We start from the raw sequence: 15,463 nt of genomic DNA, 5'->3' as shown, positions 1-15,463 counted from the left end.
CCCCTTGTCCTCTGGTGTGGAACGAGTAGTTCCACGACGTTAGCAAGCGCAGCTTGCAATGGCTGCAAGCCATAAAATCAAAGCCCGCTGCAAGCGATTTAGCGCGAAGAGTTCGCAAACAACTCGTCAATCAGCAGACAAAACACCGCAGCTGCAAGCAACACCAACAAAAAAGCGCGAAAACTGTTTCGCGCATCCAAACAGCCTAATCCTCAGGCCCCGCTAGGGTAAAAATCAAATTCTTCCGCATATCCTTAAGCACAATACCCTTTTTCAGCAACGCCGCGCTAAGGCGCTTCTGCCACTTGGGCAACTCAGCTTCGGCGGCGGCTAACGCTTGCTCATCCGCAAACTGAAACCGTAGCAACAGCGAACCGGGAAAGTGGTGATATTCCAAATCAAACCAACATTGCACCATGCCGGGGATTTCTTCGCGGGCTTGCGCTTCAAGGGCATCGGCCACCGCGTGCACAATGGCTTGTTGTTTGAGTTGTACGTTAGAGAGCTTTTTCATGGTTTTGCAGCCTAAATTTTGGAAGCCTAACTTGCGGCGCAGCGCGTATAAGGCGCACATTTTACAGTGATATGGCGTTATGTCGCGTAAAAATCCATTGCTTGACCAAGTCAGCACAAATATGACGCTGCATGTTATATTAGAAAAAATTTATGATATATCTACAGCACGCTATTGCCGCTTACGCTTAACAGGACAACCGATTTATGTGGGATGAGATTTTTAACAGCGACCGCTATGTCTATGGTACTGAACCGAATCAGTTTTTAGCTGAAAACGTGCAGCAACTGCCCAAAGGCAAAGTGCTGTGTTTGGCCGATGGTGAAGGCCGCAACTCGGTGTTTCTTGCCAAACAAGGCTATCAGGTGACCGCGGTCGATCTGTCAAAAGTGGGTTTAGAAAAGGCCGCCAAACTGGCCGCTAGCCAAGGGGTAGCCGTTGAGTATATTCATGCGGATCTGGCAGAGTTTGAATTTGGTACTGAACAGTGGGATGCCATTGTGTCGGTATTCTGCCATTTACCGTCCAGCCTCAGACAACAAGTGCACCAACGCGCGCTGCAAGGGTTAAAGCCGAACGGGGTATTTTTACTGGAAGGCTACACGCCAAGGCAACTGGCTTTTGGCACCGGCGGCCCGAAAATGCTCGACCTGTTAATGGAGCCTGATGCCATCGCTGCCGAATTTGCTGAGGCTAACATTCTGCAACTCGCCGAAATCGAACGCGATATTATCGAAGGCGACAAACACACCGGCACTGGCGCAGTGGTTCAGCTGATAGCAAAACGCTAAGGTTGCAAATGAGTTTTAGCATGCTTCACTGCCAAGCGAAGCGGTACACTTAAGCCGCATACGCTATGCGGTAAACTAAGCGCATTGGATATCAACGCATCTTGGTACAAAAGCTCAGTGGCGCAATACCGTAACAAACTTCAACGGAGACATAGTTCACGCTATAACCGTGCTCTTCTGATACTTGGACAACCAGTTTTTCAAGCTCGGTTCGCTCTGTGGGGGCAAAAAAGTGAAGGTAACAACCCACTACAATTGCGATGTACGCTAACAGCATTAATCCTTTAACCGCTTTCATCTGCTCACCAGTCCTTTAGTTATGTGCAATAGGTTTATAAGTAACTTGCATATCTATACCGTCACAACTTGATGATGTTAATAGATTTTTACTAAAACAAAAAGGCCATTCGCATGTGCGTAATGGCCTTTTTTAATCACGTCAGTGACAAGTTACTTTTTCAACTGTTCTTTGGCGGCTTCTACTTTGGAGAAATCCAGCCCCAGCTCTTCTACCGCTTGTTTCAGCAGCGCCGGGTTTTGCATCACCTGCCCCATCAGCTGTTGCAGCTTTTCTGGGGGCAGGCCGAGCTGGCCAATAATCGCCATTGCCGCCAGAGGGTTTTGGGTCAGGGTTTGAAACAACTCGCCAATCTGCTCGTTGCTAATATTGTGTTCTTTTAACAGCGCGATAATCGGGTTCACAGCATCACCTTTTGCAGTCGCATTTCAACTAATGGCGGCTAGTTTAACATTGCCGCTGGCGTAGGTGTATCTCAGCGCAACATCTCAGCTAAGTGGTCGTGGAATCTGATTTGCTGATTCGCGCGTTTTACGTTAGCTTATGCGGCTTTTCTTTTTGAGTTAGGCGCAGGCACATTTATGTATATTGGTTTTGATTACGGCACATCTAACTGTTCGGTAGCGCATATGCTCAGCGGCGAGCCGCAATTGCTGGTGCTGGAAAACGACCAATTCTACCTGCCCTCCACCCTTGCTGCGCCAACACGCGATTCGGTGTCTGAATATCTGTTTCGCTTCTGCCAAATTGAACCGGCTGATGCCGCAGGGCAACAACTGCTGCGCCGGGCAATGGCGGCCAACCGCGAAGAAGGCATCGAGCTGCAACAAGCTGACCTATTGTTTGGCCAAGCGGCATTAGAGCTGTACTTAGCCCATCCGCAAGATCTGTATTACGTTAAATCGCCTAAGTCGTTCCTTGGGGCGATGGGCTTGCACGAGATGCAGCTGCGCTTTTTTGAAGATTTGGTGTGCGTGATGATGGCTAACATCAAACAGCGCGCCGAGCAGGCCTGCCAACAAAGCATTAGCGATGCGGTGATTGGGCGGCCAATTAACTTTCAAGGCAGCGGCGGTGAAGACTCGAATCAACAGGCGGAAGCGATTTTGCGCCGCGCGGCCCATCGCGCGGGTTTCAAACAGGTGCAGTTTCAGTTTGAACCGGTGGCCGCAGGGCTGGAATATGAAGCCAGCCTAAGCGAAGAGCAAACCGTGTTAGTGGTGGATATTGGCGGCGGGACTACCGACTGCTCACTGCTACGCATGGGGCCAAGCTGGCGTGACGCCAAGGATCGCAGCGCCAGTTTGCTGGCACACAGTGGCCAACGGGTCGGCGGTAACGATCTGGATATTCACTTGGCTTTTCGCCAGTTGATGCCGCATTTTGGCTTGGGCAGTCGCCTCGACTCTGGCTTAGAGATGCCGATGAAGCAGCTGTGGAACCCGCTGGCAATCAACGATCTCTCGGCGCAAAACGAGTTTTATGGCCAACGCAATTTGGCAGAATTGAAGCTGCTGCTGAAAGAAGCGACTGAACCCGAGAAGGTCAAACGCTTGCTGGAAGTCTACTACGATACCCTCGGTTACAGCCTAGTGCGCCGCGCCGAAGAGGCCAAAATTGCGCTGTCGCAAACGCCGGATTATCACAGCAGCATGACGCTTGAAAACGAACTGCTGCAATTTGCCATGCAGTTTGACGATATGGTGCAAGCGTTAGAAGTACCCAAGCAGCAGATCACCAAGCTGGTACAAGAAGCCATAACCCAAGGTGGCACCACGCCCGATGTGGTGTTTATGACCGGCGGCTCAGCGCGTTCACCGGTGCTGCGCCAAGCGGTGGCGGAAGTGTTGCCCAATGTGCCGTTAGTGAGTGGCAACGACTTTGGCTCAGTCACCGCTGGCCTCGCCCGCTGGGCCAAGGTGTGTTTTAGTTAAGCACCAGCGCTTGTTTGAATTTCCGCACTTAGTCGACCAGCGCTTAGCTGAATTGCTAAAACGCTAACAGCAAAAAGCCCAAACGCAATGTTTGGGCTTTTTGTATTGAATGAGCTCCGCTATTCAGTCGCTTAAACCGCAAGCGTATCTTCCGCCAACCACTCGACAAATGCTTGCGCAGACAATGGCTTGGCATAGTAATAACCTTGCAGTTGATCGCAGCCTAACTGTGCTAAATAGTTGAATTCAGCTTCGGTCTCCACGCCTTCTGCCACCGTTTTGAGTTTCATCGCTTTGGCCATCGCCACAATAGCACCAGTAATCCCCTGTTTCAGCGGATCTTGTTCGATATCGCTGACAAAGGCGCGGTCGATTTTCAACGTCGAAATCGGCAGTTGATTCAGATACGACAGGCTCGAATACCCCGTGCCAAAATCATCCATCGAGATCTTAATCCCCAGCGCGATAATGTTGTGCATTACCGCTGAAGCGCTGCGCACCTGCCGCAATGCCACCCGCTCGGTGATTTCCAACTCAATCATCTCGCCGGGCACATCATATCGCTGCAGCAGGGATTGTAGATCTTCCACAAAACCATCGTGAGCAAAGGTCGGCAACGACACGTTAATTGCCACCGGCACGACCTGTAAGCCATTGTTGCGCCAACAGGCCAGCTGTTTGATCGCGGCGTGCAGCACCCAATAATCGATCTCCACAATCATCCCTGAACGCTCGGCTATCGGAATAAATTGCACCGGGCTAATGTCGCCTTCTAGCGGATGTTGCCAACGCACTAACGCTTCGCAGCCCACCACAGATTCAGCGGCAATACAGCGCTTGGGTTGATATACCAGTCGCATCTGCTCTGAGGCTAGGGCCGATTTCAGTTCGCCACGGATATAGAGATTATTGAACGCCGATTGATGCAGCTCATCGGAGCAAAACGCAAAGCGCGAGTGCCCGCCCTCTTTCGCGGAATACATCGCCAGATCGGCGCGACTCATCAGTTGATCAAGGGTGTCGCCATCGCGCCCAGAAATCGCAATACCAATACAGCAGCTGATTAAAATTGGGCTAAAACGCACTTCATACTGGGCTTTCATCCGTTCAATCAGGTTTTCCACCAGCTCTAACGTACGGTTCGGGTGATATTTCGTAAGCACCACAAATTCGTCACCGCCAAAGCGATAAACCGTGCCCGTCGTGTCAACCACATCACGGATCCGCTCGGCGACGGCTTTTAGCAGCTCATCGCCAAAGCCATGCCCCATGGCATCGTTAACATGCTTAAAATCATCAAGGTCAATCACCAGCACTGCAACTTCGGCAGGTGTGCCGCTTTCTGTGGCGAGGTATTCGCTGTAGTCACGCTTGAGCTTGACCCGATTGGGCAAACCGGTGAGTGCATCGAAATAGCTGAGCCTGTTGAGAGTGGCTTCAGAGCGTTTTAGCTCGGTCACATCTTCCATCATTGCCGCGAAATATTTCAGCTCGCCTTCGTCGTTATGAATTGCCGAAATCGAACCACGCTGATTGTAGATTTTGCCGCTTTTGGTTTTGTTAACGAACTCACCAAACCAATAGCCTTTATCCAGCAACTGTTGCCACAACTCTTGATAAAAACTGTCGGATTGCACGCCAGATTTGAGTACGCGCGGCGTTTGACCAATTGCCTCTTCAGCGCTGTAACCGGTGATGCGGGTAAACGACTCGTTGACCCGAATAATGACACCACTGGGATCAGTAATCACAATCGCTTCGCGAGCGTGACTAATCACCTTATTGGCCAGATTTAAACGCGACATGCGCAAGAAATCGCTCAAGCGGTAACTGAGCTTGGCCGAGGTACAGTTGAAATAAATGCCCAGCGATTGGCTACTTAAACGCTGCAGAATGTCGTTACCGCTGATCCGCAGCAAACCACACAACTCTTCTAACTCATAAAGGGCAAAGTAGGCATGGGTTAGCTCAATCTCAGGACACAACGGCCAAAACTGGCCGTCATAGGCTTTGGTTTTCGCAAAAGCAAACACGGCGGCGAGTTCCGCATCCTGTGTTTGCTCAAGCTCGAGTATTTTGAAGAATCGCACATGGACATCATCCAGCGCCAGCGGGGCAAATCGCGCCGTCAGCTGCTCAAACACAGTGTCATAATCAAAGTCATTACCAAACAACATTTGGTTGACACGGTGTTGAATGCGATTTTTGCGCCTCTCAAACGGTTCAAGTTCGAGAGGCGTGGATTCATACATGCAGAATTTCCCCTCTGTTACCGACGACTAACAAGCCACGATAAATCGGGCTATGGCACCTTTTAGTTGCGTGCCTAAAGCCGCCAAGCGTTCAGTGGCTTCAGCGGTTTCGTTAGACGCTAACGCAGTTTCATCGGCAATGTCATTCACCTGCACCACGCGGCGGTTGATCTCTTCCGCAACCACGCTTTGCTCTTCGGCGGCAGTGGCAATCTGCTGGTTCATCGATTGAATGTGAGACACAGCACTGGCGATACGCTCAAACAAAGCACCGACACTTCCTGCTGCATCGGCATTTGCCATGGCAATCTCTCGACTGGTGCCCATCAACCTCAGAGAGTTATGTGCTTCATCTTGTAACTTCTGAATCATAGTTTCAATTTCAGAAGTCGATTGTTGAGTACGTTGCGCCAAGTTACGCACTTCGTCTGCCACTACGGCAAAACCTCGCCCTGCCTCACCGGCGCGCGCCGCCTCAATGGCCGCGTTCAGTGCCAGCAAGTTAGTTTGTTCAGCCACGGTTTTAATCACTTCCAAAACGCCGCCGATGCTGTCACTTTGTTGCGCCAGCGCTTCCATCGCCGCAGAAGTTTGGTCAATCACCCGACTCAGCTCTTGCACCCCTTGCATGGCCGATTCCACACAGAGGGAGCCGTCTTTGGTCACTTGTTCTGCCGAGGTTGTAGCCTCAGACGCCTGTTCCGCGTTGCTGGCCACATCATGCACTGTGGTAGTCATCTCGTTCATGGCTGCAGCGACTTGTTCGATTTCAACATGCTGCTGACGCATCCCTACGCGGTTTTGTTCGGTCACCGCCGACAGCTGAGTTGCCGCCGCCGCTAACTCAGAAATTCCAGAAGATACGTTGCCGCATAACTCTTTCAAGGCGGTGTTCATTTCAGCCATAGCGCTCTGCAACACACCCACTTCATCTTTACGAGTAATGTTAGTAAAGTGCTGGCTCAAATCGCCTTTCGCGATTTTTAACGCCAACTCAGCGGTTTCATGCAATGGTTTAGCGATCAGCGCGGTAATACGTTGTGTCAACACTATACCCACCAGGATCGCAATGACAGACACGATAATTAACATCATTTGTGCCTGACTACTGAAACCGCGTTGGCGTTCGGTTTGGAACTGCTCTAAGGCATCAATGCTGTTACGTACCGTTACGGCAACGCTGGCAAACTCATCAGTGAGCTGCACTACGCTGACATCAATCTGCACCAGTTGTTGGTAAACTGATTGCAACTGATTCAATGCTTCCACTGTGCTGCGGCTGTTGACGCTGGCATCGCGCTGACTCACAGCTGCCAAGTCAGTCATTGCGTTGGCTAATTTGGATTGAACCTGCGAGTAGATCTGTGGATCTTTCGCACCCCCCAGCAACCAATGATTGGCAATATTCTTCAATTGCTCCAACTGCACGCTGATCGCATTCAACTCAGCCATAGTTTGCCAATGGCTTGCTGGGTCAGCGCTGGCGTCCAACTGATTCACTAACTGTGCTTGTAAGCGAATCGCATCATCCGCCATTTGCAATGCCGAGGCTGACTTACTCGCTTTGTTATCCACCACAGCTGCGAGCCGTTGGAATACACCTTGATAGCTATTCATAGCACTCAAGGCTTGCTCAATCTTAATGATCGCTGCTTCTGATTGGTATTTTAGTTTTTGGGTGTTTAGCGCGGTGATGATTTCTTGAATGTTATCGGCAAGCTGTTGTTTGTGATCGGCGCTCATGCTGCGCAGGTAGTTTTCGCGTGCGGCTTTGGTGTCTGAAATAACTTTATTAACATGCTGAATCGCGTAAAGCTTCTTTCCCCCATCAATCACATTATCAAGGCCCGTCCACCCAGTAAGTGACAAAACTAAGCTACAAACAATGAGAATACCAAAGCCGATTCCTAGCTTTGCTGCAATCGAAATATTTTCCATGTGCGTCATAGTCCTAAAATGGGTGCGCTAAAGGTAATTACGCACCAACAACTGGTTATTTTTATACTGAACGCAAGGTGTGACGACCTCACAGGTGGACTTACCTGCATTCAATCGGACAACATTTTTAGTTAATATTGGGCTGAACTTAGCGGCAATCGGCCAGTAACCCCAAATTGAGAAATTTTCTTACGAATTTGAATCATGCCTAGTTTTCTAGGGATGAGTAGGTTTACATCATATTTTATCTTCATCATGCTCTTCCTTGCGCTGATAATGGGTTAACCCACTTAAATTAAATACGATTTTTTACGCCTTACCACTTAGTTACGCCCTAGATCCTCCGTATATCGTATACGTTTTTCAAGTAAATTAATTTAAGTCTAAATTAAGTTTCACAATTTGTAATTTAACTAGATCTAGATCACACAAAATGTCAGCGAAGATGGTCATTTTGCACCACGTTAATCACGGATTTATTGGCGATTTCTGTGATGCTAGCTGAGAAGATGTTGCACCGTGGTTCAGGATGTAGGCGTTGCGCTGTACCACCTGCAGCAGCGGTACAACGCTATCCGTTAAGGCAAGACAGGGACTATTGCGCCGCTATTCCAGGCGCGTCTGGCAGCATGATCAGCAACTCGCGTTTTGGAAAGTCCAGCGCGAAACCGATGAAGTTATTCAGCAAATCACTGCCGAGGGTAATACGTGCGGCTTGGCCATCATCTTGGGTGGTAAAGCGCACCGGTACATCACGCATTTTCAGTGGCCCAAAAGCAAAGGTGCTAATCGCCGCTTTTTTAATGGCGCTGGTATGGGCGGTAGAGCCACGAATCGCGCCATCATCTTGTAATTCTGGCGAATCCGTTTGCCAACCGAGCGCTTGCATGGCGGCATAGTTGCCAATAGTGGCCGCTGCGCCGGTATCAATCAGCGCCGGGATCTCCACCCCATTTAAACTCACCATCACGCTGATCAGTAAACTTTGGTTATCAATCGCCTTTACCGTGGCGTAATGGCCTTTCACTGCGCCAGAGGTTTCAGTACGCAGTTGACCATTAGCGATATCAAACACTAAGGCTTTATCGGCAAAAAGATCCATCCCGACAATGCCTGCCGCAGGGGTTGAACCCGGATTAGGTAATTCAAGTAAACCAATCTGCTGTTCATGGAAGATGGCGCTGCTGAACTCATCAATAGGGTACATCTTGGCTTGCATTTTACCAGTTGCACCGCGGATCACTAGGCCACTATCCATCGGCTGTACGCCAAGAATATCGCCCAGCGCTGGCACAATCAGGCTCGATTCGGCACCGGTATCGACCACCATAAAGTAAGGGCCTTTACCATTGACTTGGGTTTCAATCACCGGCCGACCACGGTTTTCATAACGCAGTTGCGCGGCAGCAGGTGCTTGCTCGGCGATAGCTGCAGCCGCCATTGAAACAGGAGCAACAGGAGCAACAGGCGCTGGCGGCGCAGCCGTTACCGCAGCAGCAGCGGCGGTGGTGAGAGATAAAGCGGTCATCAGGGCGGTAAGCATAGTGTGGCTCACATAAAAATCGTCATGATTTTACGCTACCAACAATTGCTTACCGCTAACTGACAAGATCAACGCGGTTGTGACAGCTTGACGACTGCTTGCTGTAGCAGCTGCTTTGCTTGTTGCGCTTGTGCAGGCAACGCCGCCATGCCTTGCTGCAGTAACGCAGCCGCGGAGTCGGATGATGCCGCTGAGCTTGGCGCCAGTGCTAACTGCTGTGCGGTGACAATCAGCAAGCTGCTCCAAAGGTCAGCATTGAGCTCTGATTTGTTAGCCTGAGTACGGCCAGCAATCGCCAGCAGCATCTCGCTTAACTGACGCGCATCCACTTGCGCGGCATACTGCTGCAGCCACGGCGTCAGCACTGTGTCGTCGACACGCCCACGCACGTTGCCAAACAGGGTGACAGCTAACTGCGCCTTGTCACGATCATAATTAGACCAGCCCTGCTCGGCGGGTGCTTGATAACTCAGCACTCGTTGTAACAAGGGTTGTGCTTGTTCAGTTTGACCTGCGGCTAAATACACCTGCGACACCGTTAACACCAAGCTTAGCGGCGCATCGGCATTGGCCGCCGCGGCGATAATCTCAGGGAACTGTTGCTGCAATAGCTCAGCCCCCTGTTGACCAGCCACTTGTGCGATCGCACTGGCAACAAAGCTTTGCCACAACTGCTGCGGCGCGGGTTTGAGCGGCTTACCGGCAATCATGGTAGCGAGCACGCGTGGCAACGTTTGGATCGCTGCAGTGCGATTCGGCCATGCAGCCAACAACTGAATAATGTCTTGCATGCAAGGCGCTGTGGGTTGCATCGCTGCCATGCGATTAGCTTGGGTCATCGCCGGATAGTTCAACTGCCATACTGCCGCTTGCAGCATCTCGCCAGCCGCACTGTTATCACTAGATCTCGCCAAAATACGAGCGAAGTCCATACGCTCGGTTGCAGGCATGATGACGATATTGCCACTGGCTTGCGTGAGCAATTGCAGTTGTGCCGCAGTTAACGGCGTATCGGTTTGCTGCAATGCCGCCAGCAACAGCTGGAGCTGATGCGCACTCAGTGCGCCTTGGTTCGCTTGTTGCCACAATTCGGCGACCTTGCTGTTCAATAGCGATTGTTGCTGCCAACCGCTGACGATCAATTGATACAAACGCTGTTGAGTTTGCCGCTGTTCATCTGGCAATGCCCGCAGCCAAGCATCAAACATCTCGGTTGCCGCAGGCAATGCGGCCATCACCGACAGTAAATCTGCCGTTGCTGGCGTCGCTTGCAACAACTCAGCAGGGTTGGTCGCTGGCGCCGTTGATAGCACATTACCGTCGAGGTCATAGCGATATTGCAGCAGATCATCACGGCTCAGATTGACGCTACCAAACTGTTTGCGTCCCGCCATGGCATTGCGCCACATGGTGCCCAATACAGCCACGGCCGCTTGTGGATCTTGCTGATACAGCTTGGCTAACCGCTGTAAATTGGCGCTGCTGGCCTGGCTTGGCGCCATCATCTGCTCGGCACCTTGACGTTGTTGCAGCTGCTGAACCAGCGCGAGTTGCGGATAAGTAGCCGCAAACTGCTGCAGCACACTGGCGTACAAACTGGTTAAGCCCACCGCGTTTTGCCCGGCTTTATTAAGCCACGCAACTACGTCATCAACATTGGCGCTAATGGCGCTGGCAACGGCTTGATTAGGCGCAGCAACCGCTTGGGCAAAGCTGAGCAGCAGTTGGCTATCGTCACTTGGCTGCGCGGTTAACCATGTCTGCAGTAACTGACAAAACGCCGCGTAGTCGGATTGCTGCCAGTAACTTTTCAACAATTCGCTGAGGTATAGCGGATTGCTTGGCTGCAACGTTTGCAGCTGCTGTAAATAGCGCTGTTGCAGCTGCGGATTGCTCTCAGCCACCACGATGGTTTGATAAAAGGCGTCGGCCGCATCGCTGCTCACCGCGGTTTGCGCCATAAACTGAGTGATGGCTTGTTGTCGCTGCGGTTGCAGATATTGCTGCACAATTGGTTGGGTAAAGTCATAGCCCAAACCACGGCCAAGCTGTTGGCGCATCTGCATCAAGCTGGCGTAGGCCGCAGTCAAATCGCCGCTAAAATACTGTTGCAGAAACGGCAGCAACAGTTGGCAATCCGGCCGTTGTTGCACAATGGCGTTAGCAACATTCAGCAGCAATGGCTGATTGGTTTTGGCGCTATCGAGCTGCAGCATCGCGGCCACAATTGCGGCAGCCGGGCTTTGACCGATAGGAGAATAGAGCGCGCCTTGCAGCAACAGCGGTTGCAGCGCAGTTTGCTGTTCAGCGCTGAGCGACCGGCGCAATAAGGCTTCCAGCAATTTAGGTTGCAACGGCAATTGGCGACGCTGCTGTTCATATAGCTGTTGCAGTTGACCATAGAGATCGATCAACTCAGCGGTTGATAACTGTTTAATTAACAGTTGGTTAAATTCAGTATCACTGCCGTTGGCGTTTAATCCATACGGCAATGGCGCATTGCTGTTAGCCAGCAACATCTGCACCACGCGCTGATTGCTTAGAATGGGTTTACCCAACTGCTGCTGAATTGCGTTATACATACTCGGTTGATAGCGCAGCAGTTGGAAGCACACCAATTCGGCATTATCAACCTGCAGCAACAGTGGCCAGAATTCGCTAACAAACTGCGGCAGCGGCATTCGGTCAAACGCCTGTTGCAGCACAAAATAGTACTGCGATTTCAGCATCTGTTGCTGCATGGTTGGGTTTTGGCTGACATTGGCAGCGATAACGAGCTCAACCAATCGACGCAGCTGCGGCCAATCTTGGTGCTCCAGCGCCAACAGCAATTGCAGCGGGAAGTTATCGCTGGCATCAGCTTCTGCCGCCAATTGTTGCAGTGGTGAACTTGCCGCGTTTGGCTGACGGCTACTGGTTTGCAGGCCACTACTTTTTTGTAAACCACGGTAGCGGAAGTAATTTTGTTGGTATTGCAACAACGCGTTATCGGTGCCAAACCGCGCACTTAACTGAGTATCGATCGCTTGCGCCAGTGCATCATCGCCATTAAACGCCGCTACCGCATGCACCAGTTCGCTGACCGCTTGTAAGCGCGGAAAGGTGGCATAGTTGGCCGCGGTCATCGGCACCGCACTTTGCGACAAGGTGTCGGCAAATAGCTGTAGTAACGATTGCTTTAGCTGCTGCGCTTTGCTGGCATCGCTTGGCCAGGTCAGCATTAAGCCTTCCGACAAGGCATCAAAGTAGCGATGAAAATCAGAGAAAATCGGATCTGGACGACCATCGGAGGTCAATGCACGGCTCTGCAGCAAGCTGTTTAGCCCCTGCCAATACCAGTAACTCGCGACCTGACGCTCGCCTAACTGCTGCTGCAAAATCGCGGTATTCAGCAGCAATTCCAGATTGTTTTGTTCGGTCACTAACGCCTGTTGATAGTAGGTCAACGCCTGTTGATCGTAACCAGCGTTGGCATAAGCCTCACCCTTTTGCTGCTTCACATTCACAATGCCGGGAATGTCGATCATCATCGAAAACGCCCGTTCAGCGCCCAGTACATCACCATCGGCTAACAGGGCTTTGCCCAAATCGATGTAAAGTGATGGCGGAAACTCTTGTTGCAGTGCCAGCAATCGACGACCAAATTGCAGCTTCTTACTGTTGTCACCAATGGCAGGGCCAGTATTGGCAAACGGATCGGTCGAGGTGGTGTATTGGCTGATCAAGGAACGCAGTACCGCTGCCCGTTGGCTGGAATTGACCGCCAGCAGTTGCCGACTGGCAAATTCACTCAGGCTAAAGTCAGCTTGTTGTTGCCCCAAATCAGCTAACGACAACAGTACCCGACTTGGCTCGACATCAGTCAACAGTTGTTCAAACAGGCGGCGTTGCAGCCATTGCAGCACTTGCTCACCGTAAAGTTGAGCCTGTTCGGGCAAGCCTGATTCGCCCCCTGTAAACAGATTCAATATGCCATCCACCGCAGCAAATTTGCCATCCGGGTTGGCGGCGTTCAACAACTGCAATTGCAGTAAGCTGGCCGCCTGCACAAACTGCTGCTGTTGTTTCAGTAGCTCCACCAGCTGCAATAAGTTATCGCTGTTGTCCGGCTGCTGCGCCAATGCTTGCTGATACGCTGCAATCGCTTGCGCGGTTAAGCCCGCCATTGCGTACAAGCCTGCAGCAAACTGATGATCCACCTGCTCGCCGTGTTGGTTCAGTTGCGCCAATAGTTCATCCACCTGCTGCGCACGTTGCTGCAGTGGTGTCATTCCCGCTTGGGGCGCTTGTTGTTCAAACACATTGTTGCGCAGGCTATTGAGAGTAATTTGCTGCCAATATTGCCCCGCGTTGGCACTGTCTAAATCGGCCAACTGGCGCCAAATGCGGTTTAATTCTGGGTAGTTTTGCTCATGACCGTATATCGCCGCCAGCTGTTGCAGCCGAGCGATATCATTTAGCTGCTGTTGCTTGGCAAACTGCTCAACCGCGGCAATGGCATTATCGGCTTGATGTTGCGCCAAATAGAGGCTCACCAACAAGTTAAGTTGCGCTTGGCTGGCGCTGCCTGCTTGCACCTTACTCGCCAACTCAGCCGCCATACTGTCCAGCTTGCCAAGTTGAGTGGCCGCCTCAACGATGCGGTTTTCTAAAAAGTTACGTCGAGCGGGTAATTTGGCTTGTAACCACAACTGCTGCCAACGGCTTAGCGCTTGCGCTTTGTCACCGACACTGTCAGCCAATGCAGCGATGTGCAGCGCTTGGTCATAGCCTAAATTGCCACGCAGTTGTTCAAGCGCCACCAAACACGTCAATGCCTGCTGGGGTTGCAGTAAACGTTCATAGTTTTCGGCCAGCGTCAGGCGCTGCATGCTGTCTTTGGGCAGTTGTTGGTCAAGTGTCGCCAACACCTTTGCTGCGGCGTCGTTGTCGCCTTTGTTGAGATAGGTTTCAAACAAAAACTGCTGCAGGCTGGTTTGCGCATTGGCGTTAGCGGCGTACTGCTGCATCAAGTTTACCGCGTCATCGGTCAGCCCCATGGCGATCATCCGCTTGGCGGCTTGCAGCAATAGCGGCAAGTTTTTTGCGTTACTGCGGGCGAACTGCTGATACACCGCCACCGCTTGCTGTGTGTTGCCTTGGTTGACGTATTGCGCCGCGAGACCGTTATAAGCCGCCAGTTCATGTGGCTGCTTGGCAATCTGCTGTTGGTACTCTTGCAGCAACGCCTGCGGGCGATTGGCTAAGGCTAAAATCGCGCTGCGACGGCTTTGCAATGCGGCATTGGTGCGCTGGGCATCAACCGTGTCGATCAAGGTCAAGGCATCATCATAGCGCCCCAGCTCCAACAGCAAATCCAAGCGTACATCGGCCACTAACGGCGCTTGCTTGGCGTTGGCTAAGCTTGCAGCTGCGGCAGTTAAGTCACCCGCATCGCGGTAAGCTTCAATAAACAGCGACAAACCATAGTGGCGATCGGCGTCGCCATCGGCTTGTTGATAGGCAGTCCAGGAAGATTTAGCGGCAGCGCGATATTGCCCCGCTGCGAGCTGCCAATCAGCCAAGGTAAGCAGTTCCGCCACGCTAAGGTTGGTTTGCTTGAGCGCCAGTTCGCTGGCCTGCTGCGGCTGATGTTTCAGTGCCAAAATGGAGGCCACCGCGAAGCGCTGCTGCGGGTAAGCATCAGCAAAGCGCACCAGTGCGACATTGCTGCCATCAAGCAGCGCTATTTTGGCAGCAACCGTTTGTTTGCTGGAACTATTGTCACTTAGCGTCAGCAGTTGTTGGTAGTGCGCTAACGCCTTGGTTTTATCGCCTTGGGCATCAGCCAAATCGGCCGCAAGCGCAAGATTACGTGGATTGGCTGCAGTGGCCACTGACTGTTGCAGCAGTTTAGCCGCAGCGGTTAAATCGCCCTGATGCCATTGGATCACGGCCATGCTCAAGTAGGCATCGGCTTTCACTGCCGCCGTTGTGGCCTTGGCGGCGGATTGTTGCAGCGAGGTCAACAGTTCATCGACGCGCGTGCCAGCCACTAAGGCGTTGGCATACGCTTGGTTAATCTGTTGCAGACTTGGCGACGCACTGCTGAGTTGCTGTGCCAGTTCACTGGTGTTGGCAGCCTGCAGCGATGGCACGTAATACCCGCCAAGCGTGAGCGCAAGCAATAGGGGTTTTAATCGAAATCTCATGC

The 15,463-nt window shown here is 51.8% G+C and carries 9 protein-coding genes; 2 read left to right on the top strand and 7 right to left on the bottom strand.

Annotated elements, in window-relative coordinates:
- Nucleotides 1–205: 205 nt before the first annotated feature.
- Nucleotides 206–514: a hypothetical protein gene (locus JYB87_RS02590; protein WP_207355358.1), complete on the bottom strand. Its 309-nt coding sequence runs from the start codon at nt 512–514 to the stop codon at nt 206–208.
- 206 nt (nt 515–720) lie between these two features.
- On the opposite strand from JYB87_RS02590, the gene JYB87_RS02585 reads away from it, so the two are divergent.
- Entirely contained in the window at nt 721–1,305 is a 585-nt protein-coding gene (locus tag JYB87_RS02585; protein WP_207355357.1) for a class I SAM-dependent methyltransferase, read from the top strand.
- Between the two features lie 91 nt (nt 1,306–1,396).
- Here JYB87_RS02585 and JYB87_RS02580 read toward each other — a convergent pair whose 3' ends face one another.
- Nucleotides 1,397–1,603: a hypothetical protein gene (locus tag JYB87_RS02580; RefSeq protein WP_207355356.1), complete on the bottom strand. Its 207-nt coding sequence runs from the start codon at nt 1,601–1,603 to the stop codon at nt 1,397–1,399.
- A 152-nt stretch (nt 1,604–1,755) separates the two neighbouring features.
- Entirely contained in the window at nt 1,756–2,007 is a 252-nt protein-coding gene (locus JYB87_RS02575; RefSeq protein WP_207355355.1) for a DUF2999 family protein, read from the bottom strand.
- A 177-nt stretch (nt 2,008–2,184) separates the two neighbouring features.
- Here JYB87_RS02575 and yegD point away from each other — a divergent pair, with 177 nt between their 5' ends.
- A complete protein-coding gene (gene yegD / locus JYB87_RS02570; RefSeq protein WP_207355354.1) occupies nt 2,185–3,537 on the top strand; it encodes a molecular chaperone in 1,353 nt (450 codons plus the stop codon).
- 131 nt (nt 3,538–3,668) lie between these two features.
- Here yegD and JYB87_RS02565 read toward each other — a convergent pair whose 3' ends face one another.
- From JYB87_RS02565 to JYB87_RS02550, 4 genes are all read right to left on the bottom strand, one after another.
- The gene (locus tag JYB87_RS02565) at nt 3,669–5,789 is read right to left on the bottom strand and encodes a putative bifunctional diguanylate cyclase/phosphodiesterase (protein ID WP_207355353.1); all 2,121 of its coding nucleotides are present in this window, start codon (nt 5,787–5,789) and stop codon (nt 3,669–3,671) included.
- Nucleotides 5,790–5,816: 27 nt separating this feature from the next.
- Nucleotides 5,817–7,727, bottom strand: a complete 1,911-nt coding sequence (locus JYB87_RS02560; protein ID WP_207355352.1) for a HAMP domain-containing methyl-accepting chemotaxis protein — start codon at nt 7,725–7,727, stop codon at nt 5,817–5,819.
- A 595-nt stretch (nt 7,728–8,322) separates the two neighbouring features.
- Entirely contained in the window at nt 8,323–9,270 is a 948-nt protein-coding gene (locus JYB87_RS02555; RefSeq protein ID WP_207355351.1) for a pepsin/retropepsin-like aspartic protease family protein, read from the bottom strand.
- A 68-nt stretch (nt 9,271–9,338) separates the two neighbouring features.
- On the bottom strand, nt 9,339–15,461 hold the full coding sequence (locus JYB87_RS02550) for a tetratricopeptide repeat protein (protein ID WP_207355350.1): 6,123 nt from the start codon (nt 15,459–15,461) through the stop codon (nt 9,339–9,341).
- Nucleotides 15,462–15,463 lie beyond the last annotated feature (2 nt).

The organism is Shewanella avicenniae, assembly GCF_017354945.1.
In the GTDB taxonomy this organism is placed as follows: domain Bacteria; phylum Pseudomonadota; class Gammaproteobacteria; order Enterobacterales; family Shewanellaceae; genus Shewanella; species Shewanella avicenniae.
Note: the sequence above shows the minus strand (reverse complement) of the source record. Positions and strands in the feature narration are given on the sequence as shown.

Bases quoted from the DNA above. Each gene is read 5' to 3' on its own strand.
- JYB87_RS02550 (WP_207355350.1), bottom strand. From the start codon at position 15,461: ATGAGATTTCGATTAAAACCCCTATTGCTTGCGCTCACGCTTGGCGGG.
- JYB87_RS02565 (WP_207355353.1), bottom strand. From the start codon at position 5,789: ATGTATGAATCCACGCCTCTCGAACTTGAACCGTTTGAGAGGCGCAAA.
- JYB87_RS02585 (WP_207355357.1), top strand. From the start codon at position 721: ATGTGGGATGAGATTTTTAACAGCGACCGCTATGTCTATGGTACTGAA.
- yegD (WP_207355354.1), top strand. From the start codon at position 2,185: ATGTATATTGGTTTTGATTACGGCACATCTAACTGTTCGGTAGCGCAT.
- JYB87_RS02580 (WP_207355356.1), bottom strand. From the start codon at position 1,603: ATGAAAGCGGTTAAAGGATTAATGCTGTTAGCGTACATCGCAATTGTA.
- JYB87_RS02560 (WP_207355352.1), bottom strand. From the start codon at position 7,727: ATGGAAAATATTTCGATTGCAGCAAAGCTAGGAATCGGCTTTGGTATT.
- JYB87_RS02590 (WP_207355358.1), bottom strand. From the start codon at position 514: ATGAAAAAGCTCTCTAACGTACAACTCAAACAACAAGCCATTGTGCAC.
- JYB87_RS02555 (WP_207355351.1), bottom strand. From the start codon at position 9,270: ATGCTTACCGCCCTGATGACCGCTTTATCTCTCACCACCGCCGCTGCT.